This window comes from Aeromonas sp. S19(2024), assembly GCF_041402625.1.
Taxonomy (GTDB): domain Bacteria; phylum Pseudomonadota; class Gammaproteobacteria; order Enterobacterales; family Aeromonadaceae; genus Aeromonas; species Aeromonas caviae.
In genome coordinates this window covers 23,773-47,786 of sequence record NZ_JBGLQU010000003.1, presented here as the reverse complement: position 1 = coordinate 47,786, position 24,014 = coordinate 23,773, and the positions used below count along the sequence as shown (strand labels likewise).

Here is a 24,014-nt window from a genome sequence, read left to right as displayed (position 1 = left end):
AAGCCTCAGGCACTCAGGGTGGCGCCGCCGTCGACGACCAGATCCTGCAGCGTGATGTGGCTGGCCAGATCCGAGGCCAGGAAGAGGACGGTATGGGCGATCTCCGCCGGAGTGGCTACCTTGCGCAGGGGGATGCCGAGCTTGAACTGCTCCGGCAACCCGGCAATGGTGCGGGCCATGGCCTCCTCGCTTGGCAGCATGCCGCGCAGCATGGGGGTATCCGTCGAGCCCGGCGACACCAGGTTGGCGCGCACGCCGAAGGGGGCCAGCTCCAGCCCCACCGTCTGGGTCAAGCTGGTGACCGCCGCCTTGGAGGCGCAGTAGGCCGCCATCTGCATGCGCGGTACATGGGCGGCGTTGGAGCCGATGGTGACGATGGCGCCGCGCTGCTGCTCCTTGAAGTGGGGCACCAGGGCCCGCAGCAGATAGAAGGCGCCGCTGGCGTTGACCGTCATGCAGTCGTGCCAGTCGTCATCGCTTAAGGTTTCGGTGGAGCCGAGGCGCAGCACACCGGCCCCGTTGACCAGCACATCGAGCCCGCCGTCCGCCAGCAGCGCTGCGCAGCAGGCGTTGACCGCCTTCGAGTCGCCGATATCGAGCAGCCGGGTGGCATAGGGGTAGTCGGCTTCGGGAAACGCCAGGTCCAGCCCCACAACGGCGGCGCCTGCCGCCACGAACTGCGTTGCCACCTCGCGGCCGATGCCGCGCCCGGCTCCGGTCACCCAGACCCGCTTGCCAGTAAAATCAAAGGCCATTGCTTGTTGCTCCTTGCTCATCACCACACCATCTCCACGCTCTCTTCGTCCTCGGCAAGCAGGCCGTCGAGGAAACGGCAGAAATCATCCAGCCGAGGGTGATCGAACACGTCGGAGACCTTGACTTGCACCCCGAACTCGGCGCCGAGCCGGTTGACTATCTGGATGGTCTGCAGGGACTGGCCCCCCAGTTCGAAGAAGTTGTCCGTGGGCGCCATGGTGGCGAGCCCCAGGATCTGCTGCCAGATGGCGCCGACCCGGTTCTCGGTCTCGCTGCCCAGGGTCAGGGCTTCACCGCCCGCCTGGTAGGCGGCCAGCAAGGCCTTGCGATCCAGCTTGTTGGAGCCGGTGCGAGGCAGCTGGTCATAGTGGCGATAATCGGTGGGGATCATGGCGGCAGGCAGCACCCTGGCCAGCTGCGCCTTGATGACCCGGCTGTCGCGCTCCGGCCCCGCCACGAAGGCCACCAGCCGGCGCACGCTGCCGATGCTCACCCCCTGCACGCAGGCCTCATCCACCCCCGGCAGGGCCAGCAGCTGGGCCTCCACCTCACCGGGCTGGATGCGATAGCCACTTATCTTGAACTCGTTGTCGCGCCGGCCGAGGTAGACCAGCCGGCCGGCCACCAAGCGAACTCGATCGCCGGTGCGATAGACGGGCATCAGCTCCGCACCAACCCGCAAGGTATCGAAGCTGCCTTGCACGCCACCCACATAGCCGTTGGCCAGCTGCGGGCCAAGCAGCACCAACTCTCCTTCCTCGGCAGGTTGCTCCCCCGCCCCCAGAACGAGCGCCAGCATGCCGGCCAGCGGCAGGCCGATGGGCAACTGGGCCTGGCTCGGATCTTCCTGTTGCAGCTCCTGGGTGGTCACCACCACTGTGGTCTCGGTGGGGCCGTAGGTGTTGAAGAGGCGCACATCGGAGCGGCCCTGACGCTGCCACTGGGCCAGCTGCTCGGGGTAGACCGCCTCGCCGCCGATGATGACGGTGGCCAGATTGGCAGGGATATGGGCCTGACCCGCCGTCAGCGCCACCACCCACTCGTTCCAGAACGCGGTGGGCAGGTCGAGGTGGGTGATCCCCATCTGCTCCACCCCGGCCGCAAAGGCGGGCATGGATTCGAGCAGGGCGTCGGTGCGCAGCACCAGGGTGGCACCGGCGCTCAAGGTGGCGAACACCTCCTCGATGCTGGCGTCGAAGTTGAAGGGGGCGAATTGCAACATCCGCGCCTCTTCATCCAGGTGATAACGGCAGCGGGCGGCGGCGGCGAAGTGATCCAGCGCGCCGTGGCTCACCGCCACCCCTTTGGGCAGACCGGTCGAGCCCGAGGTGAACATCAGGTAGGCGACGGCGCGGCCGGCGGCCGGCTGGTTGAGCCGATCACCGCTCACCAGATCCCCCGCCAGCAGATCCCCAACCAAGAGAGTACGGCCCTCAAACAGGCTGGCCAGCTTGTGGCGGTACTCGGCCTGGGTGATCAGGGTCTTGACCTCCCCCAGCCGCAGGATATGGCCCTGACGCTCCAGCGGCTGCTCGGGGTCGAGGGGCACATAGACGGCGCCCGCCAGCAGCACCGCCAGCTGGGCGAAGATGGCCTGTGGGGTGCGGGCCAGCATGACCCCCACCTTGTCGCCGGGGACGACGCCTGCGGCCTGCAGGGCGGCCGCCATCTGTTCGGATCTGGCCAGCAGCGCCTCGTAGCTGAAGCGGGCCTCTCCCTGCTCCGTGCTCTGAATCAAGGCAATCTTGTGCGGGGTCTGGGCGGCGAAGTGGCAGAGCGCCTCCAGCACCGGCCGCACCTGGAGAGCTTCATGGGCGGGGCCGTCGATCAGGGCGCTGGCCCGCTGCTCGGCCAGCCAGTCGGCCTTGAGCCCCCCCAGCGTCTGGGCGGGCTCGGTCAGCCAGCGGCCCAGCAGGGCAAACAGGGTATCGGCGATGACCGCCAGATCGGCCTGACAGTAGCAGCCGGGGTTGGCGTCCAGATCCAGGCGTGGCTGGCCATCGACGCCGACCTGCACCTCGATGGTGAGATCCTCCACCGGGCCGGCGCTGATGTTGAGAATATGGGCAGATAGCGGCCCGAAGCGGCGAGCGTGATCGAACGGCATGATGTTGACCAGCGGGCCGAACAGGCGTTTGTCGCCCCCCACCAGGCCAAGGTCGCGGCGCAGCAGCTCGTAGCGGTAGTGCTGGTGCTTGCGCACCCCGCGCTTGGCCTTGGCCACGGCGCCGGCAGCCCCCGCAAGATCCAGCCCCTCTTCGAGCTCCAGAGCAAGGGGGGTGATGTTCATCTGCATGCAGGGCACGGTCAGCGACGCCGAGCCGATGCGGTTCATCATCATCAGTCCGAGCAGTGTCTTATTCTGGCCGCTCGACAGCGACAACTGAGCCGAGAGGCCGGCCAGCAGCAGATCGGGCCAGCCCAGCTTGTGCTCGTCGGCAAAGCCGGTCAGGGATTGCCACAGCGCCGCCGGCAGCGGACGGCTCTCGCGGATAAAGTCGGCGGCAATCGGTGCGTGGGTCTCGCCAAAGGACTTCACCTCGGGCCAGCCTTGCAGCTGCTCCTGCCAGAAGGCGCGGGCGGCGGCGTTCTTGCCGCTCTGCTCGCGGCTCGCCTCTTCGGCCAGCACCTCCGCCAGAGAGCCGAAGGGGGATGGGGAGTTCATCTCACCGGCCAGCCCCTCGGCATACAGTTCGGCGATGCGCTGGAACAGCAAGGTGGTGCCAAAGCCGTCGAGGGCGATGTGGTGCACGCAGCTGTAGAGATAATCGCGGCCGGGGCCGCGCAGCAGGGCGAAACGGCAGGGTGCCTCTTGGGTCAGCTCGAACGGGCGGCGCAGATCGGCCCAGGCCCAGGCGCGGGCCAGCGTCTCGTCATCGCGCTCAAGGGAAACCTCTTCATAGGCCAGGGGCAGCTCATGCGAGACGAAGCAGACCGCCTCCTTATCGTCTTCGAAGTGGCCCTTGAGTGCCTCGCACTCCCCCACCGCCTTGGCAAGGGCCGCGACCAGCACGGCCGCCTCGACCTTGCCGTCGAAGGCGATGCACTCGGCGGTGTTGAACATCGCCTTGTCGTCATTGAGCAGATGTCCGGACCAGAGCCCCTGCTGGGGAATGGTCAAGGGGAAGCGGTTCATGGGGTCACCTCCAGCGCCTGGGCTGCCAGCCTGGCCTCGATGAGGCGCCACCAGCCATTGAGGGTCGGCAGCTTGGCGAGATCCACGAAGCCGAGCTCCACCCCGGCGGCGCGCCACTCGGTGAGCAGGGCCATGATCCGCACCGAATCCAGACCGTAGTCGATGAGGTTCTCGTCGGGGTCAAACTCCCCTTCGTCCTCGTCGATATGACTCAGCAGCCGCGCCTTGAGCCCCTCATACGTCAGCAACGGATTGCTCTGGACGGCAGAAGCGGCAACCGGCGCAAGGGCCAGCACCTCCTCGCAGCGGATCACCTTGCCGCAGCGGGTTGCCACGTAATCGAGCGCCATCTGGTGATCGGCCAGGGAGAAGTCTGCCACCCCGTCCGCCAGAAAGAAGGGCTGGATGTCGCGCATGAAGGCGTCGCAGGCGGTCATCATGCAGCCGATATGGCCGTAGATGCCGCCGATGATCAGCTGATCCCGCCCCAGCGCTTTGAGCATCTGCTCCAGCTCGGAGCGCTGGAAGGCGCTGTAACGCCATTTGACCAGCACGGTGTCGTCACGCTCCGGGCGCAGCGCTGCCACCACCTGCTGCTCGGGCCGCTTGTTGAGACCCGGGCCCCACATGTCGTTGAGCAGGGCGCGATCTTCAGGGGATTGATCCTTGGGCTGGGCGGTGTAGAAGACCGGGATGCCGAGGGCCTTGCACTGCTTGCGCACGGCGGCCAGGCGCTCGGTGAGCGCCGCGATCAGCGGGCTGTTTTCGCCATAGAAGGCGGTGAAGTACTCCTGCATGTCGTGGATCAGCAGGGCGGCGCGCTTGGGATCCAGAGACCAGTTGACCTTGTTGGCCTTCCACTGGCTGGGCATGGCGTAATTGTTCAGGGTTGGGATAGCCATAACGTCATGATTCCTTTTTAGTTTTATGCTGTTGTCAGGGGCTGGTTGGCGGCGATGGCGTGCGCAATGCGCGCCCGCAGCCCCTGCTTGTCAATCTTGCCCACCGCCGTCATGGGCAGGGCGTCCAGAGTTTCGAAACGGTCGGGCAGCTTGAAGTCCGCCACCCCGCGCTCGCGCAGAAACTTGCGCAAGGCCAGCGGCTTCAAGGCGGGATCCGTGCTGACGATGAAGGCGCAGCTCTTCTCCCCCATGGCGCTGTCGGGCATGGAGACCAGGGCCGCATGGGTGATGGCCGGATGATGCAGCAGCTGGTTTTCCACCTCTTCCGCCGCGATCTTCTCGCCGCCCCGGTTGATCTGATCCTTTTGCCGCCCCACCACGGTGAGGTAACCATCGGCATCCTGTACCACCAGATCGCCGGAGCAGTAGAAGCCATCGGCATCGAACACCCGGGCGTTGTGGGCCGGGCTCTGGTAGTAGCCGCGGAAGGTATAGGGGCCGCGGGTGTGCAGGGCGCCAGGCTCGCCGGGGGCAACCGGATTGCCCGCCTCATCGAGGATGCGCACCTCGTCATCCGGGCTCATGGGGCGGCCCTGGGTATGGATCACCTTCTCGTCGGGGTCGTCCAGCCGGGTGTAGTTGACCAGCCCTTCCGCCATGCCGAACACCTGCTGCAGCCGGCAACCCAGCAGCGGCCCAATCTTGCTGGCCACCGCCTCCCCCAGCTTGGCGCCGCCCACTTGCAGCAAGTCGAGGCTCTCGAGCTGAGTGCGCGCTGTGGGATCCGCTTCCGCGGCCTGCAGCCAGAGCGAGACCGCCGGCGGCACCAGCGAGGTGAGATTGACCCGGTGGCGGGCGATCAGCGGGAAACAGCTGATGGGGCTGGGATCGGGGGCGAGCACCACGGTGCCGCCCGCCTCGAATACACCGAGCGCCCCGGGGGAGCTCAGGGGGAAGTTGTGGGGCGCCGGCAGGGCGCACAGATAGTGGGTATGGGGGCCGAGGCCGCAAATTTCGTTGCTGCGGCGCACGCTGTACAGGTAATCGTCGTGGGTGCGGGGGATGAGCTTGGGGGTGCCGGTGCTGCCACCGGAGAGCTGGAAGAAGGCCACCTCGTCCGCCGGGGTCGGGCCATATTTCACTGGCTCACTCTCATCCCCCTTCGTCAACCAGTGGGTCAGCCCCAGCTCCTCCCCATCGCCATCCAGCAGCACCAGCTCGGCGCCGATGGTTGTCAGCAGCTCGCTCTCGCGACCCTTGCTCGCAAACAGCGGATGAGCCAGCGAGCCGATAAAGAGGCGCGGTGTGATCTGCTCGGCATAAGAGAGGAGCTCCAGCCGGTTGTGGCTAAAGAGCGCATTGACCGGCGCGATGCCGGCTTTGAGCAGGGCGAAGAACACCAGATAGAACTCGGCCACGTTGGGGAGCTGCACCAGCGCGGTGTCCCCCACCCCCAGGCCGTGGCGGGCCAGATTCGCGGCCAGCCGGCTCGAGGCGGCGTCCAGCTCGCGATAGCTGAAGCGGCGCTCGCCGCAGAGGATCGCCTCGGCGTCGGGGGCCAGCTCGCACTGGCGCGCCAGTATGGTGGTCAGTGGCTCGCCGCGCCAATAGCCCTTGGTGCGGTACTGCTGGGCCAATTCGTCGGGCCAGCGGGTATAGGGCAGGAAGCGGTTGAATTGGCTCATTGCGCCACCTCCAAGCCCAGGCCCAGGGCTTCCAGATTCGGCTGTCCACTCTGCCAGCCCAGATATTGAAGCTGCGTCATTGCGCGACCTCCGGACTCAGGCCCAGTGCCTTGAGCATGGTGCCCAGCTTGGTGCCGGTCTCGGCCCACTCCATGGCGGGATCCGAGCCCGCGACGATACCGGCGCCGGCAAACAGCTCGACCTGATGGCCATCGAGCACGCCGCAACGGATCACCACGGCCCACTCGCCGTTGCCCTGGCTGTCGCACCAGCCAACGATGCCGCTGAACAGGGCTCGCCGGAAGGGCTCCTGCTCGCGGATGAACTGGCGGGCGAGTTCGGTGGGATAGCCGCACAGGGCCGGGGTGGGATGCAGCTGGCAGGCCAAGGAGAGCACCGACGCCTCGCCGCCATTGAGCCGGCCAGCGATGGGAGTGCCCAGATGCCAGAGGGTATCCGTGCTCATCAGCGAGGGATGAGCGGGGATCGCCAGCTCGCGGCAGTGGGGGGTCAGCACCCGGCGGATCTCGTCGATCACCAACTTGTGTTCATGCTGATCCTTGCGAGAGGCCAGCAGATCCCGGGCCACCATTTCGTCTTGCGCCGGTTCGCTCGCCCGACGGGCGGAACCCGCCAACGGGTGGGTGAACACCTCTCCCCCGCTGACCCGCAGCAGCAGCTCCGGGCTGGCGCCCAGCAGGCGGCGGTCCTGGCCGAGCGGCAGGGAGAAGTGGAAGGCGTGGGGATTCTGGGCCATCAAACGGGCCATCACCTGCTTAGGGTCGGCAGGCTGGTGCAGGGTAAGGGTGAGTTTGCGCGACAGCACCACCTTGGCGAGCTTGCCTTGTGCAAACGCATCCAGCGCCGCACTGACCGAGGCCTGGAATTCGCTGGCCGGCGGGGTGCTCTGCACCGAGATGACCCGGTTGGCCTCGACGGTCTGCTCCACTTCTGTCGCCGGTGTCGGCTCTGTCGGGGCCAGTTTCTCGCTCCGCTCATAACGGCCGGGCACATAGAGGCAGGAAGCCTCTGCCGGATCAAACGCAAAAGCACCGATGAGCAGGGGGTTGCTCTGGCCGGCAGCCCTGGCGGCATCGAGGGCCAGGGTTATCTGCTGTGCCAGCAGGGGCCACTCGCAGGCGGGGGTGGTGATGGGTTGCCCCAGGTCAGTGGCACTGATCGTGCCCTGACACGAGGTAAACAAGAAATCAGGCGACATCTTCGCCTCGGCAGGTGTGCCATTGTCCATTACTCGAGTCTTCACGTCATACCCTCAAAGAAGATTCAAAATGATAATGATTATCAGTTTGACTTTGTGCGGCGGTAAAATACTCGCTTTGAAATCGCGGGGTCAATGGGATTTTGCATCGTTAAAACAGGAGCTTGTCTGTGGGTATGTCGGGGATGACGCCAGGGCGGGCCTGCTGGCGGTGAAGGGAAATAGCTACTCGAATGAAAACGGATTGCCATCCCCATATGGGGGATGCGACAGAAACCGGTCAGGGCGGCCCCACTGGCGGCCAACCCGCTTTGCCTCTAAGATGGCGCCACCTCTTGTGACAGCCCCGAAAATGGAACCCTCCCATGTTGAAACACCTGCTTCTGCTCCCCTTCGCCCTGCTGCTGGCGGCCTGCTCGCTGACCCAGTACAGCGTCAGCGAAGGGGAGATCAACCAGTACCTCAAGGAGCGAGTCGCCTTCGAGAAACAGCTGGGGATCCCCGGCATCATGTCGAGCAAGATCCGACTCGATGACATGCAAAGCCGCATCGGCCGCAACCAGGCCGACAAGGTCGAGCTGGATGCCGCCGGCGAGCTGCAGGTGGCAAGCCCGCTGGGCAGCCAGCAGATGAAGATCCGCCTCTCCCTGCGGGCACGCCCGGACTATGTGGCCGAACAGGGCGCCATCTATCTGCGCGATCTCGAGCTGCTCTCCGTCAAGACAGAGCCAGCGGACGTGGGCACCGCCCTCTCCCCGCTCTTGCCCACCTTCAACCAGTCCCTCTCCCTGTTCCTCTCCCAGACCCCCGTCTACCGGCTCGATGGCAGCCGCCAGAACGAGGCGCGGATCAAGGAGAAGGTCGAAGCCCTCAAGGTGGAGCCGGGCCGACTGGTCATCCCCTTCAAACTGATGTGACACCTGCCGCCGCGCCTCTCCTCTTCACCTCACCGGGGCGCGGTTTTTTTCTTCTCAAGCCCCGCCCTTTGCCCCATAATGCACACCATTCTCATTTAGATTCATGAGAAGCGTCATAATAAAATCAACAATATGGTGAGAAGGACATGAGAAAAACCGTACTGGTGCAGGCGATCGCCTGCGCACTCCTCAGCAGCGCCGCACAGGCTGCCGTCAAGGTGGAGGACAAGACGTTCAACACCGCCGCCAACATGCTGGCCTACACCGAATTCGAGCTCTCCGGCGAGCCGCTGGCCGAGGCCCTCGGTCTGGATCTGGATGTGCTGGACGCCAACCGCGCCGACGAGCCGACCCCGTTCGACTTCGCCGCAGGCATCGAATCCTATGAATACTCCGAAGAGGCAATGTACGCCCTCAACTACCAGTCCGGCATGGGCCCCCATCTGGTAAACGGGCCGCAAAACCAGGCCCGTGGCGGCACCCTGGCCGACCTGGGCAAACGGGTACTGGCCATGGCCGAGGCCGTCGGCTTCCCCGCCGATGAAATTCCCCAGGGCATGTATCCCCTCTCCCTGCCCTACGCCTCCGCCAACCCGGAGTTCGCCCAGGCCGTGAACGCCACCCCGGTCAACGGTGACCAGATCACCATCAAGACCGCCAAGGGCAACGAGAAGAGCGTCAAGACCCAGGTCCCCGCCTACTTCCGCGACTACGCCACCCTGCGCTGGAGCGGCAGTGACAACCTGCTGGTCCCGGCCGCCGTGGGCGGCATCCTGCTCAAGGAAGTGATGTGGTCCCAGGACTTCCTGGGCGGCATGCACGTAGCCGAGACCGATGAAGAGGTGGAAGCCGCGTCCACCACCATGGATCAGGACGGCAAGCACAAGCTGGGGGTTTCTGCCGCCGACGGCTTCAACGGCATGATGCTGACCGAGCAGTCCATCGACAAGCTCGCCATCCTGCAAGGTCAGCTCGGCTTTGACGGCAAGACCCTGGGCGCCAAAATCACCCCGCAGTACGATCCGGCCAAGGGGGTTGTCTACTTCCCTCATCAGGTGAAAGTGACCGAGACCAGCAAGAACGACGCCGGTGCCATCGGCAAGCTGGAGGTCGTGGACGGCTCCGCCCAGTTGCGCGACGCCTGGATGCTGCTGTGGCCCCTCTCCGAGTTCTACGCCTTCAGCGATCAGCGCACGGCCAACACCAATCAGAACCCGGCCTTCCACGCCGTGTTTGACGGTGCCCCGTTCGCCGCCGCTCCGGCTGCCAACCAGACCAACGATCTGGGCAAGGCGGTGGCGGGTGACGATGCCTTCTCCCTGGCCCTGAACCTCTCCGGCATGGTGTTCAAGAACCTCAATGCTCTGCACTTCGAGCCCAAGGCCGGCACCCTGGTGGACAGCTGGCAAGCAGGCAAACAGGCCGGGCACGTCACCACCTTCGACGCCGCCTACGCCCTGGTCGCCCTGCAGATCTTCCAGCGCGCCCAGGATGCGCTGCCGGTGGGTTACGCCGCCGGTGACAATGGCGAGCTGAACCTCAAGACCCCGCAGGGTGAGCAGGCGATCGCACTGGTCCGCAAGCAGGCTGATTTCATCCTCGCCAACCTCAAGGGCAAGAACGGCCTGGTCCATGACGGTCTGACCCTGGGCGGCAAGCTTGACGCCGGTCAGTCCATCGACGCGCAGTTCGCCGCCATCCGCGGCCTGACCGCCGCCTTCCTGGCCACCTCGGATGCCAAGTACCGCACCGCGGCGCGCGAGCTCTTCATCGCCGCCGACAAGGCCTACTTCAACCAGAAGGCTGGTACCTGGCTCGCCGGCAAGCAGGGTGAATACACCCCCTGGACCCAGGCCGCCATCTCCGGCGCCCTGCGCTCCGCCATGCTGAACCTGCGCAACGAAGGGGCCGAGAAGGCACCCGAGCTGGAGCTGGCCCAGCTGACCCAGCGCTACGTGAGCTGGTTCCGCGGCACCGTCAACGGCGGCATGCAGATGGCCGAGTGGATCGGCGACTCCGGCGAGAACGTCATCGAGGGGGCCGGTGGTGACACCGACGAAGATGGTGTCCCGCAAGTGACCGCCGCCGGTGGCAAGCATGGCACCGCCATGGTGATGGCCGGCAAGGCCCTGGTCAGCGAGAAATAAATCGACCACCAATAGAAAGGGAGCCCAGGGCTCCCTTTTTTTGTCTGTGTCGACAAGGTTAGCCGAGCTTGGCCAGCATCGGCTTGGTCACCAGCACGATGCCCTGCTCGGAGCGGTAGAAGCGGCGTGCATCCTCGTCCGCGTTCTCCCCCACCACCAGGCCGTCTGGCAGCTTGCACCCCTTGTCCACCACTACCCGGCGCAAGCGGCAACCAGCCCCGATCTCGACCCCGGGGAAGATCACCGCCTGGTCCAGGGTACAGAAGGAGTGCACTCGCACGTTGGTGAACAGCACCGAGTTGAGCACGAAGGAGCCGCTCACGATGGAGCCCCCCGCGAACATGGAGTTGATGGTCATGCCGTGCTGGCCGTTTCTGTCCTGCACGAACTTGGCCGGGGGCGACATGTTCTGGCTGGTCCAGATGGGCCAGTTCTCGTCATAGATGTCGAGCTCGGGCACCACGGAGGCAAGGTCCATGTTCGCCTCCCAGAACGAATCCAGGGTCCCCACGTCGCGCCAGTAGGGTTTTTGCCCCTCCTTGGCCCCGACACAGGACATGTTGAACGGGTGGGCAAAGGCCTTGCCCTCCCCCACGATGCGCGGGATCACGTCCATGCCGAAGTCGTGCTTGGACTCCTGGTTGTGGATGTCCTCTTCCAGCAACTGGTAGAGGTACTCCGCCTCGAAGATGTAGATGCCCATGGAGGCCAGCGAGCGATCCTCGCAGCCCGGCATGGCGGGCGGATTGGCCGGTTTCTCCACGAAGGCGCGGATCTTGCGTTGCTCGTCGATGTCCATGACGCCGAAGGCCGATGCCTCGCAGCGCGGTACCTCGATACAGGCCACCGTCACCTTGGCGCCGAGGCGCACGTGATCGAGCAGCATGGCGGCGTAGTCCATCTTGTAGATGTGATCCCCCGCCAGCACCACGATGTACTTGGGACCGTAGTCACGGATGATGTCGACGTTCTGGTAGATGGCGTCTGCGGTGCCGCGATACCAGTGCACCTCGTCCACCCGCTGCTGGGCGGGCAGCAAGTCGATGAACTCGTTCATCTGGTAGCGCAGGAAAGACCAGCCCGATTGCAGGTGGCGCAACAGACTGTGGGACTTGTACTGGGTCACCACACCCACCCGGCGGATGCCGGAGTTGATGCAGTTGGAGAGCACGAAGTCGATGATACGGAATTTGCCGCCAAAGTGGACGGCGGGCTTGGCGCGGTTATCGGTCAACTGCTTCAGGCGGCTGCCCCGTCCCCCTGCGAGCACCAAGGCCATACTCTGATTCAATAGTTGCCGTGCTTTGGCGGTGTCTACGGGTTCTAGCAACATATCTACCTCTGCTCTGTTGGGGCTGTTTTCAACCCATCTTCGCTTTTTTTACAGACCATGAAAGTGTTTTCACTCACATTTAGTTGCATTCCGCCGGCGCTTTATCGTGGAGTTGCGTGAGTACTCATGTTTTGCGCCAGCGACTTGGTTAGAATTTCTACATCATGAACATCATCAAGGATGAAACGATGTTGAATAAACATGAGGGAAACCTGCTGCTGGTCAGCGCACTGGTCTGCATTCCCATGCTGCTGTTGCAGGGAGTGCTGCTCGCCCCCCCCGCCTCACCGCTCACCCTGCTGCTGGTCCTGATGACCACCCTGACGGGATTCGCCCTGCTGCTCTTTCTCACCCACAGCGTGCGCCGTGGGGAAAAGGCAAGGCAGGAGCAACGCTGGCTGCTGGCGCTGCAGCAGCGGGATCCCGCCATGCTCGACAGCGTACAGGCACAAACGGCTCTGCGCCAGCTCCTTGCGTCCTTCAATGAGGCCGAGATCGATGCCCACCGCCAGATCACCGAATTGCACAATCAGGCGACCCGGGACGAGATGACGGGCCTTGGCAACCGCCACGCCTTCCGGCGCGATCTGACCGAACTGCTGCAACAGGAAAACACCCAGACCGCCATCCTGGTGCTCATCCGCGCCACCGAGCTCGGGACCCTCAACGCCCAGCGCGGCTTCCAGTCCGGGGATGCCTACATCCGGGACATCGCCGCCCTCATCAGCCACACCGTCAGCCGCTTCCCGGGCCACCGGGTCTATCGCATCTCGGGGGCCGATTTTGCCGTCCTGCTGCCCCCCCTGGCCCAGATCCCGCCCCATCTGCTGGGACGGGATCTGAAGCTCGCCTTCGATCGCTATCAGCACGATCACGAGCTCGAGAGCGCCGCCTACTCGGGCATGACCCGCCTGAGCAGCGAGCAGAAGATAGAAGCCATTCTGGCCCGGGCGGATCTCGCGCTGGCCCGCGCCCAGACAGAGGTGGTCAATGGCTGGGCCATCCAGCAGAACGACGAGGTGGTCGAAGTGCAGGGTCAGCGTCACTGGACCCAGGTGCTGACCGATCTGCTGGAGCAGGAGAGCGTCAACTTCACCTGCCAGCCCATCCAGCCCCTGCATCGCGGCATGCTCGCCTATCACGAGATCTATCCCCGCTTTTGCAGCAGCGACGGCACCGTGCTGCCAAGCGATACCCTGCTCGCCATGGCGCAGCGGCTGGACATGGTACTGCGCCTGACCCAGATGGTGATCCGCCACGTCATCCGCCAATACCGCGCCTTCGGAGGCCACAACAGCCGATGGGGTCTCAATCTGCCGGGCTCTCTGCTGCAAAACAGCGCCTTTCTCATCTGGCTGGATCACCAGTTGCAAAAAGACCCCGACATCGGGGCCAACCTGGTGTTCGAGCTCGACGAGGAGCACCTGGAGCGCAACCTGACCGGGTCCAGGCGGCTGTTCGAGCTGCTCAGGCGCCACGGCAGCCGCTCGGCCATCTGCAACTTCGGCAAGGGGATCGGCTCCTTCAGCCTGTTTCGCGAGCTCAAACCCGACTACATCAAGCTGGACCCCGGTCTCATCACCGAGCTGGAGCAGGATCTCACCAATCAGCAGTTCGTGCGGATGATCGTCGACGTCTCCCATCGCATGGGCTGCCTGGTGATCGCAGAAGGGGTGGAACAGATAGGCCAGAAGCAGATGCTGCAGAGCATGTATGTGGACGGCTTGCAGGGCTACCTCATCGCCCGGCCCCAGGAGCTGGGACCGGAGATCGGTCAGATGGGGATCTTCACGGAGACGGTTTCAGCTTCAACAGGGTCAGAATGATGTCGTTGAGCTGGCGATAACGCTCCAGCTCCTTCTGATCGTAACGGGTCGCCAGCATGGTCGGGTTGTGGCGATGCTTGAGGTAGCGGTTGATCTGCAGGCGGTTGAACCCGGCCACCTTGTAGATCTGGCCGAGCAGGGCATTGAGCTCGTCGTCCGCCAGCCCGGCCCGGGTCAGGTAATCGGGTTGGGACGGGCTCTCCTGGCGGGCCGTGACCTTCTCCAGCTGGCCACGCTCCTGCAAATAGGTGAGCCACTGCTCCACGTAGAGCGGCTTGCAGCCCCCCAGCAGATTGAAGTACCCCACGGCATCACAGCGGCACCCGCTCAGCAGCACCAGGGCCAGCTCGTCGCTGTCACACTGAAAGCTCACCGGGCCGCTCTGGCTCCAGTCCAGCGCCTGCACCTGGATCCTCCCCTGCGCCCCCGCCTTCGTGGTCACGTCAAAGACAAACATGGCACCTCCCGATCGGCAAAGGGTTGATGATGACCCATCCCCGGGACGGGTGCAAAGGCAAATCGCCTTTTCATGGCCCATGGCGGCCATAAAAAAACCGGCCCCCCGAAGGGGGCCGGTTCATCACAATCCGGCAGGACGGCTGACTCAGGCGTCCAGTTCCACCAGCGCCTTGGCCAGCTCGATGGGCTCGAGCTCCTGGCCTTCCAGATCGGCGTTCCAGTTCGGGCCGACCAGCACGTCATCCTCGTCCAGATCGTTGATCCAGATGTCCAGGAACTCTTCGAGCTCGATCACTTCCGGCTCGTAATCCGCCCACTCGTCCACGCAGTGCAGGCGGGCATCCCCTTCGGCGGACCAGAGCGGCATCACGTCCGCATCTTCGAACTCGGCGGAGCGGCACACCACCCAGTCTTCACCGTAGCGCAGACCCCACACCTGACCCGACTCGCGGACTTCTTCGATGAACAGCTGGAAATTGGCGTCAAGATTGTCAGTTAGTTTGCTCATGGGGTCTCTCTCTTGCAAAGCAATGGCAGGCTGTCGGCCAGGGCTGGCCGAGAATGGGGCAGATGGTGTCCCAAAAGCCCCCCAGACTCAAGCCTTATCCCGAAAAAGCGGGGATAAAGGCCGTCAGATGCGATATTTCGCCACCAGGGCCCCCAGCTCGTCGCAGGCCAGCGCCAGTTGCCCGGATGCCTGCTCGGTCAGCCGGTTCTGGGCCAGGGCATCCGCCGCCAGCTGGGTGATGGCCACCAGCCGTTGGTTGATCTCCTCCGCCGCCCGGCTCTGCTCCGCCGCCGCCGTGGCAATCTGCCCATTCATGGCAGTAATGGTGTGGACGGATCCATCGATGGCATTGATGGCGACATCCGCATCGCCGGCCCTGTCCGCCGTCGCGCGGGAGAGCTGCTGCAACTGGCTGATACCGCTGACCACCTTGCCGGCCCCCTCCTGCAGCCGCTGGATCATCTGCCGGATCTCGTCGGTGGAGCTGTGGGTGCGGGTCGCCAGGGTACGCACCTCATCGGCGACCACCGCAAAGCCGCGCCCCTGCTCCCCGGCCCGTGCCGCTTCAATGGCGGCGTTGAGGGCCAGCAGGTTGGTCTGCTCCGCCACCCCGCGAATGACGTCGAGCACGGAGCCAATCTGCTGAGTCTCCTGCTCGAGGCGGCTCACCGCCTGCACCGTCTCCACCATTTCGTCCGCCAGCTGGCTGATGGACTCCCGGGTCTGGACCACCACCTCGCGGCCATGCTGGGCCAGATTGAGGGCCGAGTCCGCCGCATCGGCGGCCTGGGCCGCGTGCTGGCCCACTTCACGGCTGCTCACCGTCATCTGCTCCATGGCGCTGGCCACCCGCAGGGTATCCTGCTCCTGGCCGGTGACGATGGCGCCGGTACGCTCCACCACCTCGGCCAGCTGGTGGGCATGCACCCGGTTCTGATCCGCTATCTGCTGGCTGCGGGCCACCAGCTGCGCCATCTGGCTGGCGAAGAGGTTGAAGTTGATGCTGAGCTGGCTCAGCTCGTCACGCCCCGACTCCGGCAGACGTACCCGCAGATCCCCCTCCCCCCTGGCGATGTTGCCAAGGGCCGAGACCGAGCGGGAGAGGGGCACGACGATGCTGCGCACAATGAGGCCGACCACGGCAAACAGCAGGAGGGCCAGCATCAGCCCGATCCCCAGCAGGGTGTGCAGCACCTCCCGGTACTGGGCCTCGACGTCGTCCACATAGACGCCGGTGCCGATGATCCAGTCCCAGGGGGCGAAGCGCTTGATGTAGGAGATCTTGCGTACCGGTTCGTCCACCCCCGGCTTGGGCCAGTAGTAGGCCACCTCCCCCGCGCCCTGGGCCCGGGCCAGATCGGCGAAGGCGACGAACAGCCTGAGCCCCTGCTTGTCCTCCACCCCGGAGAGATCCTTGCCGTCCAGCTCGGGTTTCATGGGGTGCATCACCATGGTGGGGTGGCTGTCGTTGATCCAGAAGTAGTCATCGTTGCCGTAACGCAACCCCTTGATCAGCGCCAGCGCCTCGGCCTTGGCGCTCGCCTCGTCCAGCTCCCCCTTGCGCACCCTGGCTTCCAGCCCCGCCACCAGGCTGTAGGCGGTCTCCACCTGAGCCTGAGTCTGGCGGCTCTTCTCCCCCATCAGCCCCTGCTGATAGATCTGCAGGCAGAAGAACAGCAGCAGTCCCAGCAGCGCCAGCACCATCAGGGTCACCAGCGACAGACGCCGACCGATACTCCATTGTCTCAACATACCCTCGCCCCGCAGCAGCTACATATCCTTAACACAAGGTATGCCGCCGCGACGCGGGCTGTCCACGATGTCAGCAAAAGCGATGCCAAAAACATGATCCAGCCCCAAAAACAAGAAAGGGTGCCCAGTGGCACCCTTTCTCGTGGTCGACAGGAAGAGGTATCACCGCTCCCAGTACACCTCTTCCAGGCTGTCTTCCTTCTCCGGCAACCCGCGGGAGAGGCGCGGGCTGCTCTGCGCCAGCACCTCGTAGCTCACCCGGTTGGCGTACTTGCACACCTGGGCCAGAGAGGAGTAGGTCAGGAATTCCGAGAGATGCTTGGCGGAGTTCGGCACGTTCATGCGGTGGTAGGCGTTCGCCACCATGTCGTGCAGCACGGCGGACAGCGCCCCGTCCCCTGCCCCGTTGGTGTTCTTGATCTTCTCCGGGCCGCCCATGTAGGGGGAGATGTGGGAGTAGATACGCGCAGGCTTGCGGCACTTGTCCCGGGCCATGGGGCGGCTGAACTCGTACATGTTGAACTCGGGGATGACGCCGGGCAGCAGGGTGTGGGTGGTCTCGCGCTTGTAGTCCTCGTCGGTGTAGCTCGCCATGTAGAGGCCGATGGGGCCGGCGGTGCAGAGCACCATGTCCGCCCAGTCCAGCGCCTTGTCGGCCGCGCCGAGGGGATCCTTTATCCCGGTCAGGGCCTCCGCCTCGTCCTCGTTCATGGCGAGCACGGTCACGTTCTCGCTGATGAAATCGCGCCACCACTGGGGATTCTCGTCGATGACGAAGCGGGTGCCCAGAGTCAGCACCACGGGCACCCCGGCCTCGCGGGCATAGCGCACCGCGGCCATGGCGGCCTCCTTCATGGGGGTGCCGTCGGCGCCGCGCACCAGGTAGGCGGTGATCACCAGGGCCGAGGCCTCCTTGATGATGGTCTCGGGGATGTGGTCCACATCCAGGTGATCCATCTTGCCGGCGTTGATGCCAAAGCTGCGCTCTCCCCCTTCGGTGATGAAGGTGAAGCAGCGCCCGACCGGGCCGTCCACCGGCTGCAGGTAGTCGAGGTTGACCCGGGAGGAGGTGTTGCACAGATAGCGGTAGGCATAGCTGCCGATGCGGATGTCCTGGCTCATGACGCCAAGCAGGATGGAGTGGGAGTCCGCCAGCACGGAATAGTTGTGCATGGTGTTGCCGATGGTGCCGCCTGCAAATTCGCTCACCACCATGTTGTTGGCCTTGAGCTCGTCGTAGACCAGCTCCGCCACCTCGTCGGAGATGAGCATGGAGTGGCCCTTGCTCAGGCCGTACCGGTTCAGGAAGTCTTCGTCCACATGGGCTTCGATATCCACCAGAGTCTGATCGATGCCCACTACATAGGCCTTGCCCAGTTCGGTGAGCTGGGAATTCTGCGGGATCAGGGGATCACGTCTGTCGACCGGGAAGTAGTGTTTGGACTTGCGCTGACCGGGAAATTTCATGGCAATCTTCTGTGCTCTGGGGAAAAGAGGGGCGGGATTTTAACACAATCCACCACGCCGAAAAGTCGCACGATTGAATTTTGAGGTCAGTATAGACAAGGGTTTGCGAGGAAAACGTTTGACTTGGCTGCCACAAAAAACCACCCCGTGGCGGGGTGGTGTTGCGGGATGACATTCAGCTTGCCGAGAGCCCCTGCACCAGGGCCAGCACCGAGAACATCCCCAGCGACAGCCAGAAGAAGAGGGTGCCGAAGAGGCGCGGCATGTTGGGAGCTCTGGGGATCTGGATGCCGATGGCATGCAGGATGCGCCCCACCAGCAGCAGCACACCGCCCAGGTGCAGCCAGAGCGCCCCGCCCCCCGCCAGTTCGCACAGGGCCATCAGCAGCAGGGTGAGGGGCACGTACTCGGCAAAGTTGCCGTGGGCGCGGATCGCGGCCAGCATCTCGGGGGCTTCCCCCTCCCCTATCATCACCCTGAACTGGGCGCGGCGCTTGACCACCCAGAAGGAGAGCAGCAGGAACAAGAGCCCGAGCAGGCCGGCGTAAATCAGCGTGATATGCATCATCAGGACACTCCTTTATCGTTGAATCCGAACGTCCGCCACGTCGGGCACCGGATGAGAACGGCCATCATGCCAGCTCGCGACAGATGAGGGAAACCATCATGCGGATATGGGCCTGATCGCTGTTGAGGGCCGGGATGTATTCAAACTGCTCGCCACCGGCGGCCATGAAGATCTCCCGGTTCTGCACCTGGATCTCCTCCAGGGTCTCGAGGCAATCCGCCGAGAAGGCCGGGCAGATGACATCGAGCCGCTTGACACCGCGAGAGGGCAATTCGCCCACGGTCAGGTCCGTGTAGGGCTTGAGCCACTCCTCCTTGCCAAAGCGGGACTGGAAGCTCGCGGTCCACTGCTCCGGGGCCAGCCCCAGCGCCTCCGCCAGCAGGGCGGCGGTGCGTCTGCACTGATGACCATAGGGATCCCCTTCCCGCTCGTAGCGCTCGGGAATGCCGTGGAAGGACATCAGCAGATGCTCCCCCTGGCCGTGCTGCTCCCAGTGGCGACGCACGCTCATGGCCAGCGCCTGGATGTACTCCGGGTGGGCATGGTAATCGCGGATGAGCCGCACCACCGGCAGATTGCGCTCGGTTTTCATCGCCCTGGCCCAGGCGTCGAACACCGAGGCGGTGGTACTGACCGAATACTGGGGATAGAGCGGCAGCAGGATCACCCGGTTGACCCCCTGGGCCTTGAGGGCCTGCCAGCCATCGGCCAGCGACGGGGCGCCATAGGTCATGGCGAGCGCCACCGGCACTTCGACTCCTTCCCGCTTGAGCTCGTGCTCCAGGGCCGCGCGCTGCTGCTGGCTGATGACCATCAGAGGGGAGCCCTGCTCGGTCCACACCTGCTGATAGAGCTTGGCCACCTTGGGGGAGCGGGTCGGCAGGATGATGAAGTGAAGCAGGGGGCACCAGAGGTAGCGCGGCAGGTCGACGACCCGCTGATCGTGCAGAAACTGGCTGAGAAACGCCTTGACCGCCGCCGTGGTCGGCGCGGCCGGGGTACCCAGATTGACCAGCAAGATCCCGGTTTTCGTGGTCACGTTAGCATCCTGTCGTTCTGTGTCGTGGGAATGGAATGCAAGAAAGGGCCCGGTATGGACCCTTTTCTCACCCTCATAGCCAGCCGGCGAACGGCTGCGTCCTGCCGGCCCTGAATGGCTTAACCGAGAATGGCGGCCAGTTGCTGGCTGACCAGATCCACCGGCTGGGTGCCGTCGATCTTGACGTAACGGGTGTTGCCCGCTTCCGCTTCCTTGCCGTAGAAACCGATGAGCGGCGCGGTCTGCTGATGGTAGACATCCAGACGCTTGCGCACTGTGGTCTCTTCGTCGTCAGCACGGATCACCAGATCTTCACCGGTCACGTCATCCTTGCCTTCCACTTTCGGCGGGTTGAACACCACGTGGTAGGTACGGCCGGAGCCGGAGTGCACGCGGCGGCCGCTCATGCGCTTGACGATCTCTTCGTCCGGCACGTCGAATTCCAGCACGAAGTCCACGGTCACACCGGCATCTTTCATGGCTTGCGCCTGGGGAATGGTGCGGGGGAAGCCGTCCAGCAGGAAGCCGTTGGCGCAATCCGGTTGCGCGATGCGTTCTTTGACCAGGCCGATGATGATGTCGTCGGAGACGAGCTGACCTGCGTCCATCACGGCTTTGGCCTTCAGGCCCAGCTCGGTACCCGCCTTGATCGCCGCACGCAGCATGTCGCCGGTGGAGATCTGCGGAATACCGTGTTTTTCCATGATGAACTGAGCCTGGGTACCCTTGCCGGCGCCCGGAGCTCCCAACAGAACAATGCGCATACACGCTCCTAGTTGATTGGTTATTCAATTCTTGAGAAGGCAAAAAACTACACGTTTTCGCCCGTATTAACAAGCTCGCCCCGTGTGAGTGGCCAGATTATCACCACACTCCCGCCCCGTCTCTGCGACCAAAGACGCAGACGACGACCACGAAAAATGATTGAAAATGCAGCAGCGCACCAGAGAGGAACGGCCAAAAAAAAGCCCACTGTCAAGCAGTGGGCCAATCACAATCACATCACGCCTGGAGTAGCAGACGGTTGATACGGGAGACGAAGCTCGCCGGATCATTGAGGCCACCCTGCTCCGCCAGCTGGGCCTGCTCGTGCAGGAGGGAGACCCACTCGCCAAACAGGCTCTCATCCTCGATGGTGCCGAGCTTCTTCACCAGGGCATGGTCGGGGTTGAGCTCCAGGATGTACTTCTGCTCCGGCACCGGCTGACCGGCGGCGCGCATCAGCTTGATCATCTGGGTGCTCATGCCGTGGGCGTCGGTGACGATGCAGGACGGCGAGTCGGTCAGACGGTGGGTGACGCGCACCTCTTTCACCGCCTCCCCGAGGCTCTTCTTGACCCGCTCCACCAGACCGGCGTTGGCTTTTTCGGCCTCTTCCTGCGCCTGCTTGGAGGCGTCGTCTTCCAGATCCCCGAGATCCAGTTCGCCACGGGTGACGGAGACCAGCTGCTTGCCGTCGAACTCGGTCAGGTGGCTCATCAACCACTCGTCCACCCGCTCCCACATCAGCAGCACTTCGACGCCCTTCTTGCGGAAGATCTCGAGGTGCGGGCTGTTCTTGGCAGCGGCATAAGAGTCGGCGGTGATGTAGTAAATCTTCTGCTGACCTTCCTTCATGCGGCCAACGTAATCCTCCAGCGACACGGTCTGGGCTTCGCCCTCACCGGCGGTGCTGGCAAAGCGCAAAAGCTTCGCGATCTCTTCCCGGTTGGCGTAATCCTCGGCCGGGCCCTCTTTGAGCACATTGCCGAACTCGCTCCAGAACTTGGCGTACTTCTCGCCATCCTCTTTCGCCAGCTTGTTGAGCATGGTGAGCACGCGCTTGGAGCAGGCCTTGCGCAGGGAGGCGGTCACCTTGTTGTCCTGCAGGATTTCACGGCTGACGTTGAGCGGCAGATCGTTGGAGTCCAGCACCCCTTTCACGAAGCGCAGGTAGGTCGGCATGAACTGCTCGGCGTCGTCCATGATGAAGACGCGCTGCACATAGAGTTTCAGGCCGTGCTTCTGTTCGCGGTTGTAGAGATCGAACGGCGCGCGGGCCGGGATGTAGAGCAGGCTGGTGTACTCCTGGGCCCCTTCCACCCGGTTGTGACCCCACAGGAGCGGATCTTCGAAGTCGTGGGCGACGTGCTTGTAGAACTCCTGGTACTCCTCGTCCTTGATGTCCTTCGGGTTGCGGGTCCAGAGCGCAGTGGCGCGGTTGACCTGCTCCCACTCCCCCGGGGTGCCGACGATGGTTTCACCGTCTTCTTCCCGATCCGGAGTGCCCTCCTTGAACATCTCCACCGGCACGCTGATGTGGTCGGAATATTTGCTGACCACGGAGCGCAGGCGCCAGTCGTCCAGGAACTCCTCTTCATCGCTGCGCAGGTGCAGGATGACGTCGGTGCCGCGACCGGTTTTGGTCACGTCAGCCACGGTGAAGGAGCCCTCCCCTTGTGATTCCCACTGCACGCCCTGCTCCGGCGCGGTGCCGGCGGCGCGGGAGACCACGGTCACCTTGTCGGCCACGATGAAGGCGGAGTAGAAGCCCACCCCGAACTGGCCGATCAGCTGGGAATCCTTGCCCTGGTCACCGGAGAGGTTCTTGAAGAACTCGGCGGTGCCGGACTTGGCGATGGTGCCCAGGTGCTCGATCACCTGGTCACGGGTCATGCCGATGCCGTTGTCCGAAATGGTCAGGGTCTTGTTCTCTTTGTCCACCACCAGGCGCACGCGCAACTGGCCGTCGTTTTCGAACAAAGAGGCATCGGAAAGCGCCTTGAAGCGCAGCTTGTCCGCCGCATCGGAGGCGTTGGAAATCAGCTCGCGCAGGAATACTTCTTTGTTGGAGTAGAGGCTGTGAGCCATCAGGCTCAGCAGTTGTTTGACTTCAGTCTGAAAGCCGTGGGTTTCGGCGTGAACACTTTGGGTCATCGACCAGTCCTCAAAACGTCGGGTTGAACAGATTCCCAAGCTAGATGGGGTTGGCCTTTCAAATATCAAGGGGCTTGCGTGCAAACTTAAGAGCAAATTTGCACACCGGCCCCTCGCTTGGCCCACACATGCAACCCCCTCCCGGCCTCCTCCTTCACAAGGGGGAGGTGCACCGTCGTCCCCTGTCTGGCGAGGAGGGTCAGATTGGGATCGAGCGTGGAGCCAATAGCGTGGTCAGCCTTGCTCTCCCCTGCCAAGGGGAGGCATGAGACGGGATCCATTGCTCCCCTCCCCTATCAAGGGGAGGGCTGAGGCGGGGTTCGTTGCTTTCTCCCCTGCCAAAGGGAGGAGTGGGGCAGGATCCATTGCTCCCTCCCCTGCCTAGGGGAGGAGTGGGGCAAGATCCATTGCTCCCTCCCCTGCCAAGGGGAGGAGTGGGGCAAGATCCATTGCTCCCTTCCCTGCCAAGGGGAGGGCCGGGGTGGGGTCCGTGGCCTCTTTAGCTCAGGCGCTGGCGCCCCATCAGGGAGTGGGAGAGCGTGGTGCCATCCACCAGCTCCAGCTCCCCGCCCACCGGCACACCGTGGGCGATGCGGCTCACCTCCACCCCGGCGGTGCGGGCCATGTCGGCGATGTACCAGGCGGTGGCATCCCCCTCGATGGTGGGGTTGGTGGCGAGGATCAGCTCCTTGATCTGCTCCTCTTGCAGGCGGCGCTCCAGGATCTCGAGCCCCAGCTCCTCGGGGCCGATGCCGTCAAGGGGCGACAGGTGGCCCATCAGCACGAAGTAACGGCCGGAGAACTGGCCGGTCTGCTCGATGGCCGCCACGTCCGCCGGGCTCTCCACCACGCAGAGCAGGCCGTTCTCCTCGCGCTTGGGATTGGCGCAGATCTCGCAGCGATCGTTCTCGGTGAAGGTGCGGCAGTGGCTGCAATGACCTATTTCGGTCAGCGCCCGATTGAGCAGGGAGGCCAGACGCAGGCCGCCGCTGCGCTCGCGCTCCAGCAGGGTGAACGCCATGCGCTGGGCCGATTTCGGGCCCACGCCCGGCAAGACCTGCAGCGCCTTCATCATCTCATCGAGCAGGGGACTGAATTTCATGGGGATATCCTTTGATGCCGCGAAGAGAGGCGCCGCCCCAGGGGCATCGGCAAGCCGTCTCTCCAACCTCTTTTGTTGGCGCAGGACTATACCAGCCCAGGGCCGCCAATGGCAGATCCCGCCCGCTGGCGCCTCGCCGCCGAGACGCACCGGGAAACCGGGCTGACCTCCGTTTTTCAGGGCCGGCAGACCCCGCCAGCCCCCGCAAGGGGTAAAACAGCCCCCAAGGTGTTCAATTTTTCTACTCGATTGCCCGCAATCGTTAAATAAAACCAAACAAAA

18 protein-coding genes are annotated in these 24,014 nt (G+C 64.1%); 3 read left to right on the top strand and 15 right to left on the bottom strand.

The features are described 5' to 3' along the window. Nucleotides 1–5: 5 nt before the first annotated feature. The 5 genes from amoA to ACB037_RS07670 form a co-directional block, all read right to left on the bottom strand. Nucleotides 6–755, bottom strand: coding sequence for an amonabactin biosynthesis protein AmoA (gene amoA, locus ACB037_RS07690; RefSeq protein WP_371175137.1), 750 nt, complete (start codon nt 753–755; stop codon nt 6–8). 20 nt (nt 756–775) lie between these two features. Next, on the bottom strand, nt 776–3,892 hold the full coding sequence (gene amoF / locus ACB037_RS07685; protein WP_371175136.1) for an amonabactin biosynthesis non-ribosomal peptide synthetase AmoF: 3,117 nt from the start codon (nt 3,890–3,892) through the stop codon (nt 776–778). Continuing rightward, the gene (gene amoB / locus ACB037_RS07680) at nt 3,889–4,794 is read right to left on the bottom strand and encodes an amonabactin biosynthesis bifunctional protein AmoB (protein ID WP_371175135.1); all 906 of its coding nucleotides are present in this window, start codon (nt 4,792–4,794) and stop codon (nt 3,889–3,891) included. Before amoB ends, amoF begins: the two co-directional genes overlap by 4 nt. Nucleotides 4,795–4,817: 23 nt before the next feature. Continuing rightward, nucleotides 4,818–6,479 (bottom strand): amonabactin biosynthesis (2,3-dihydroxybenzoyl)adenylate synthase AmoE, encoded by a 1,662-nt coding sequence (amoE, locus tag ACB037_RS07675; RefSeq protein WP_045524968.1) that lies wholly within the window; start codon nt 6,477–6,479, stop codon nt 4,818–4,820. A gap of 76 nt (nt 6,480–6,555) precedes the next feature. Next, the gene (locus tag ACB037_RS07670) at nt 6,556–7,743 is read right to left on the bottom strand and encodes an isochorismate synthase MenF (protein WP_371175134.1); all 1,188 of its coding nucleotides are present in this window, start codon (nt 7,741–7,743) and stop codon (nt 6,556–6,558) included. A gap of 320 nt (nt 7,744–8,063) precedes the next feature. Between ACB037_RS07670 and ACB037_RS07665 the strand changes: the two genes are divergently transcribed. Continuing rightward, nucleotides 8,064–8,615, top strand: a complete 552-nt coding sequence (locus tag ACB037_RS07665; RefSeq protein ID WP_124244610.1) for a lipoprotein — start codon at nt 8,064–8,066, stop codon at nt 8,613–8,615. Nucleotides 8,616–8,761: 146 nt separating this feature from the next. Next, nucleotides 8,762–10,762 (top strand): hypothetical protein, encoded by a 2,001-nt coding sequence (locus ACB037_RS07660; RefSeq protein ID WP_371175133.1) that lies wholly within the window; start codon nt 8,762–8,764, stop codon nt 10,760–10,762. Between the two features lie 58 nt (nt 10,763–10,820). Here the strand turns inward: ACB037_RS07660 and glgC are convergent, their stop codons facing one another. After that, on the bottom strand, nt 10,821–12,095 hold the full coding sequence (glgC, locus tag ACB037_RS07655; protein ID WP_039038908.1) for a glucose-1-phosphate adenylyltransferase: 1,275 nt from the start codon (nt 12,093–12,095) through the stop codon (nt 10,821–10,823). Between the two features lie 188 nt (nt 12,096–12,283). Here glgC and ACB037_RS07650 point away from each other — a divergent pair, with 188 nt between their 5' ends. Next, nucleotides 12,284–13,921 carry an EAL domain-containing protein gene (locus tag ACB037_RS07650; RefSeq protein ID WP_069652607.1) on the top strand — a complete coding sequence of 546 codons (1,638 nt, stop codon included), beginning with the start codon at nt 12,284–12,286 and terminating at the stop codon, nt 13,919–13,921. On the opposite strand, the gene ACB037_RS07645 is transcribed toward ACB037_RS07650, so the two are convergent. The 9 genes from ACB037_RS07645 to recR all read right to left on the bottom strand — a co-directional run bounded on the left by ACB037_RS07645 (nt 13,884) and on the right by recR (nt 23,732). Next, nucleotides 13,884–14,378: a hypothetical protein gene (locus ACB037_RS07645; RefSeq protein ID WP_010674428.1), complete on the bottom strand. Its 495-nt coding sequence runs from the start codon at nt 14,376–14,378 to the stop codon at nt 13,884–13,886. The two genes, ACB037_RS07650 and ACB037_RS07645, sit on opposite strands and share 38 nt — an antisense overlap. Before the next feature lie 147 nt (nt 14,379–14,525). Then, nucleotides 14,526–14,888 carry a DUF2750 domain-containing protein gene (locus ACB037_RS07640; RefSeq protein ID WP_010674427.1) on the bottom strand — a complete coding sequence of 121 codons (363 nt, stop codon included), beginning with the start codon at nt 14,886–14,888 and terminating at the stop codon, nt 14,526–14,528. Between the two features lie 123 nt (nt 14,889–15,011). Continuing rightward, complete coding sequence (locus ACB037_RS07635) at nt 15,012–16,640, bottom strand: methyl-accepting chemotaxis protein (protein ID WP_319859848.1); 1,629 nt, start codon at nt 16,638–16,640, stop codon at nt 15,012–15,014. Nucleotides 16,641–16,802: 162 nt separating this feature from the next. Beyond that, nucleotides 16,803–18,107: an inosine/guanosine kinase gene (locus ACB037_RS07630; RefSeq protein WP_010674425.1), complete on the bottom strand. Its 1,305-nt coding sequence runs from the start codon at nt 18,105–18,107 to the stop codon at nt 16,803–16,805. A 175-nt stretch (nt 18,108–18,282) separates the two neighbouring features. Beyond that, nucleotides 18,283–18,675 (bottom strand): MAPEG family protein, encoded by a 393-nt coding sequence (locus ACB037_RS07625; RefSeq protein WP_371175132.1) that lies wholly within the window; start codon nt 18,673–18,675, stop codon nt 18,283–18,285. Between the two features lie 64 nt (nt 18,676–18,739). After that, nucleotides 18,740–19,714 carry a ferrochelatase gene (hemH, locus tag ACB037_RS07620; RefSeq protein ID WP_042017278.1) on the bottom strand — a complete coding sequence of 325 codons (975 nt, stop codon included), beginning with the start codon at nt 19,712–19,714 and terminating at the stop codon, nt 18,740–18,742. Nucleotides 19,715–19,833: 119 nt separating this feature from the next. Next, nucleotides 19,834–20,478 carry an adenylate kinase gene (gene adk / locus ACB037_RS07615; protein ID WP_010674422.1) on the bottom strand — a complete coding sequence of 215 codons (645 nt, stop codon included), beginning with the start codon at nt 20,476–20,478 and terminating at the stop codon, nt 19,834–19,836. Nucleotides 20,479–20,716: 238 nt separating this feature from the next. After that, on the bottom strand, nt 20,717–22,630 hold the full coding sequence (gene htpG / locus ACB037_RS07610) for a molecular chaperone HtpG (protein ID WP_104455789.1): 1,914 nt from the start codon (nt 22,628–22,630) through the stop codon (nt 20,717–20,719). A gap of 499 nt (nt 22,631–23,129) precedes the next feature. Next, entirely contained in the window at nt 23,130–23,732 is a 603-nt protein-coding gene (gene recR, locus ACB037_RS07605; protein WP_202007128.1) for a recombination mediator RecR, read from the bottom strand. Between the last annotated feature and the right edge of the window lie 282 nt (nt 23,733–24,014).

Bases quoted from the DNA above. Each gene is read 5' to 3' on its own strand.
- amoA (WP_371175137.1), bottom strand. From the start codon at position 755: ATGGCCTTTGATTTTACTGGCAAGCGGGTCTGGGTGACCGGAGCCGGG.
- amoF (WP_371175136.1), bottom strand. From the start codon at position 3,892: ATGAACCGCTTCCCCTTGACCATTCCCCAGCAGGGGCTCTGGTCCGGA.
- amoB (WP_371175135.1), bottom strand. From the start codon at position 4,794: ATGGCTATCCCAACCCTGAACAATTACGCCATGCCCAGCCAGTGGAAG.
- amoE (WP_045524968.1), bottom strand. From the start codon at position 6,479: ATGAGCCAATTCAACCGCTTCCTGCCCTATACCCGCTGGCCCGACGAA.
- ACB037_RS07665 (WP_124244610.1), top strand. From the start codon at position 8,064: ATGTTGAAACACCTGCTTCTGCTCCCCTTCGCCCTGCTGCTGGCGGCC.
- ACB037_RS07660 (WP_371175133.1), top strand. From the start codon at position 8,762: ATGAGAAAAACCGTACTGGTGCAGGCGATCGCCTGCGCACTCCTCAGC.
- glgC (WP_039038908.1), bottom strand. From the start codon at position 12,095: ATGTTGCTAGAACCCGTAGACACCGCCAAAGCACGGCAACTATTGAAT.
- ACB037_RS07650 (WP_069652607.1), top strand. From the start codon at position 12,284: ATGTTGAATAAACATGAGGGAAACCTGCTGCTGGTCAGCGCACTGGTC.
- ACB037_RS07645 (WP_010674428.1), bottom strand. From the start codon at position 14,378: ATGTTTGTCTTTGACGTGACCACGAAGGCGGGGGCGCAGGGGAGGATC.
- ACB037_RS07640 (WP_010674427.1), bottom strand. From the start codon at position 14,888: ATGAGCAAACTAACTGACAATCTTGACGCCAATTTCCAGCTGTTCATC.
- ACB037_RS07635 (WP_319859848.1), bottom strand. From the start codon at position 16,640: ATGTTGAGACAATGGAGTATCGGTCGGCGTCTGTCGCTGGTGACCCTG.
- ACB037_RS07630 (WP_010674425.1), bottom strand. From the start codon at position 18,107: ATGAAATTTCCCGGTCAGCGCAAGTCCAAACACTACTTCCCGGTCGAC.
- ACB037_RS07625 (WP_371175132.1), bottom strand. From the start codon at position 18,675: ATGATGCATATCACGCTGATTTACGCCGGCCTGCTCGGGCTCTTGTTC.
- adk (WP_010674422.1), bottom strand. From the start codon at position 20,478: ATGCGCATTGTTCTGTTGGGAGCTCCGGGCGCCGGCAAGGGTACCCAG.
- htpG (WP_104455789.1), bottom strand. From the start codon at position 22,630: ATGACCCAAAGTGTTCACGCCGAAACCCACGGCTTTCAGACTGAAGTC.
- recR (WP_202007128.1), bottom strand. From the start codon at position 23,732: ATGAAATTCAGTCCCCTGCTCGATGAGATGATGAAGGCGCTGCAGGTC.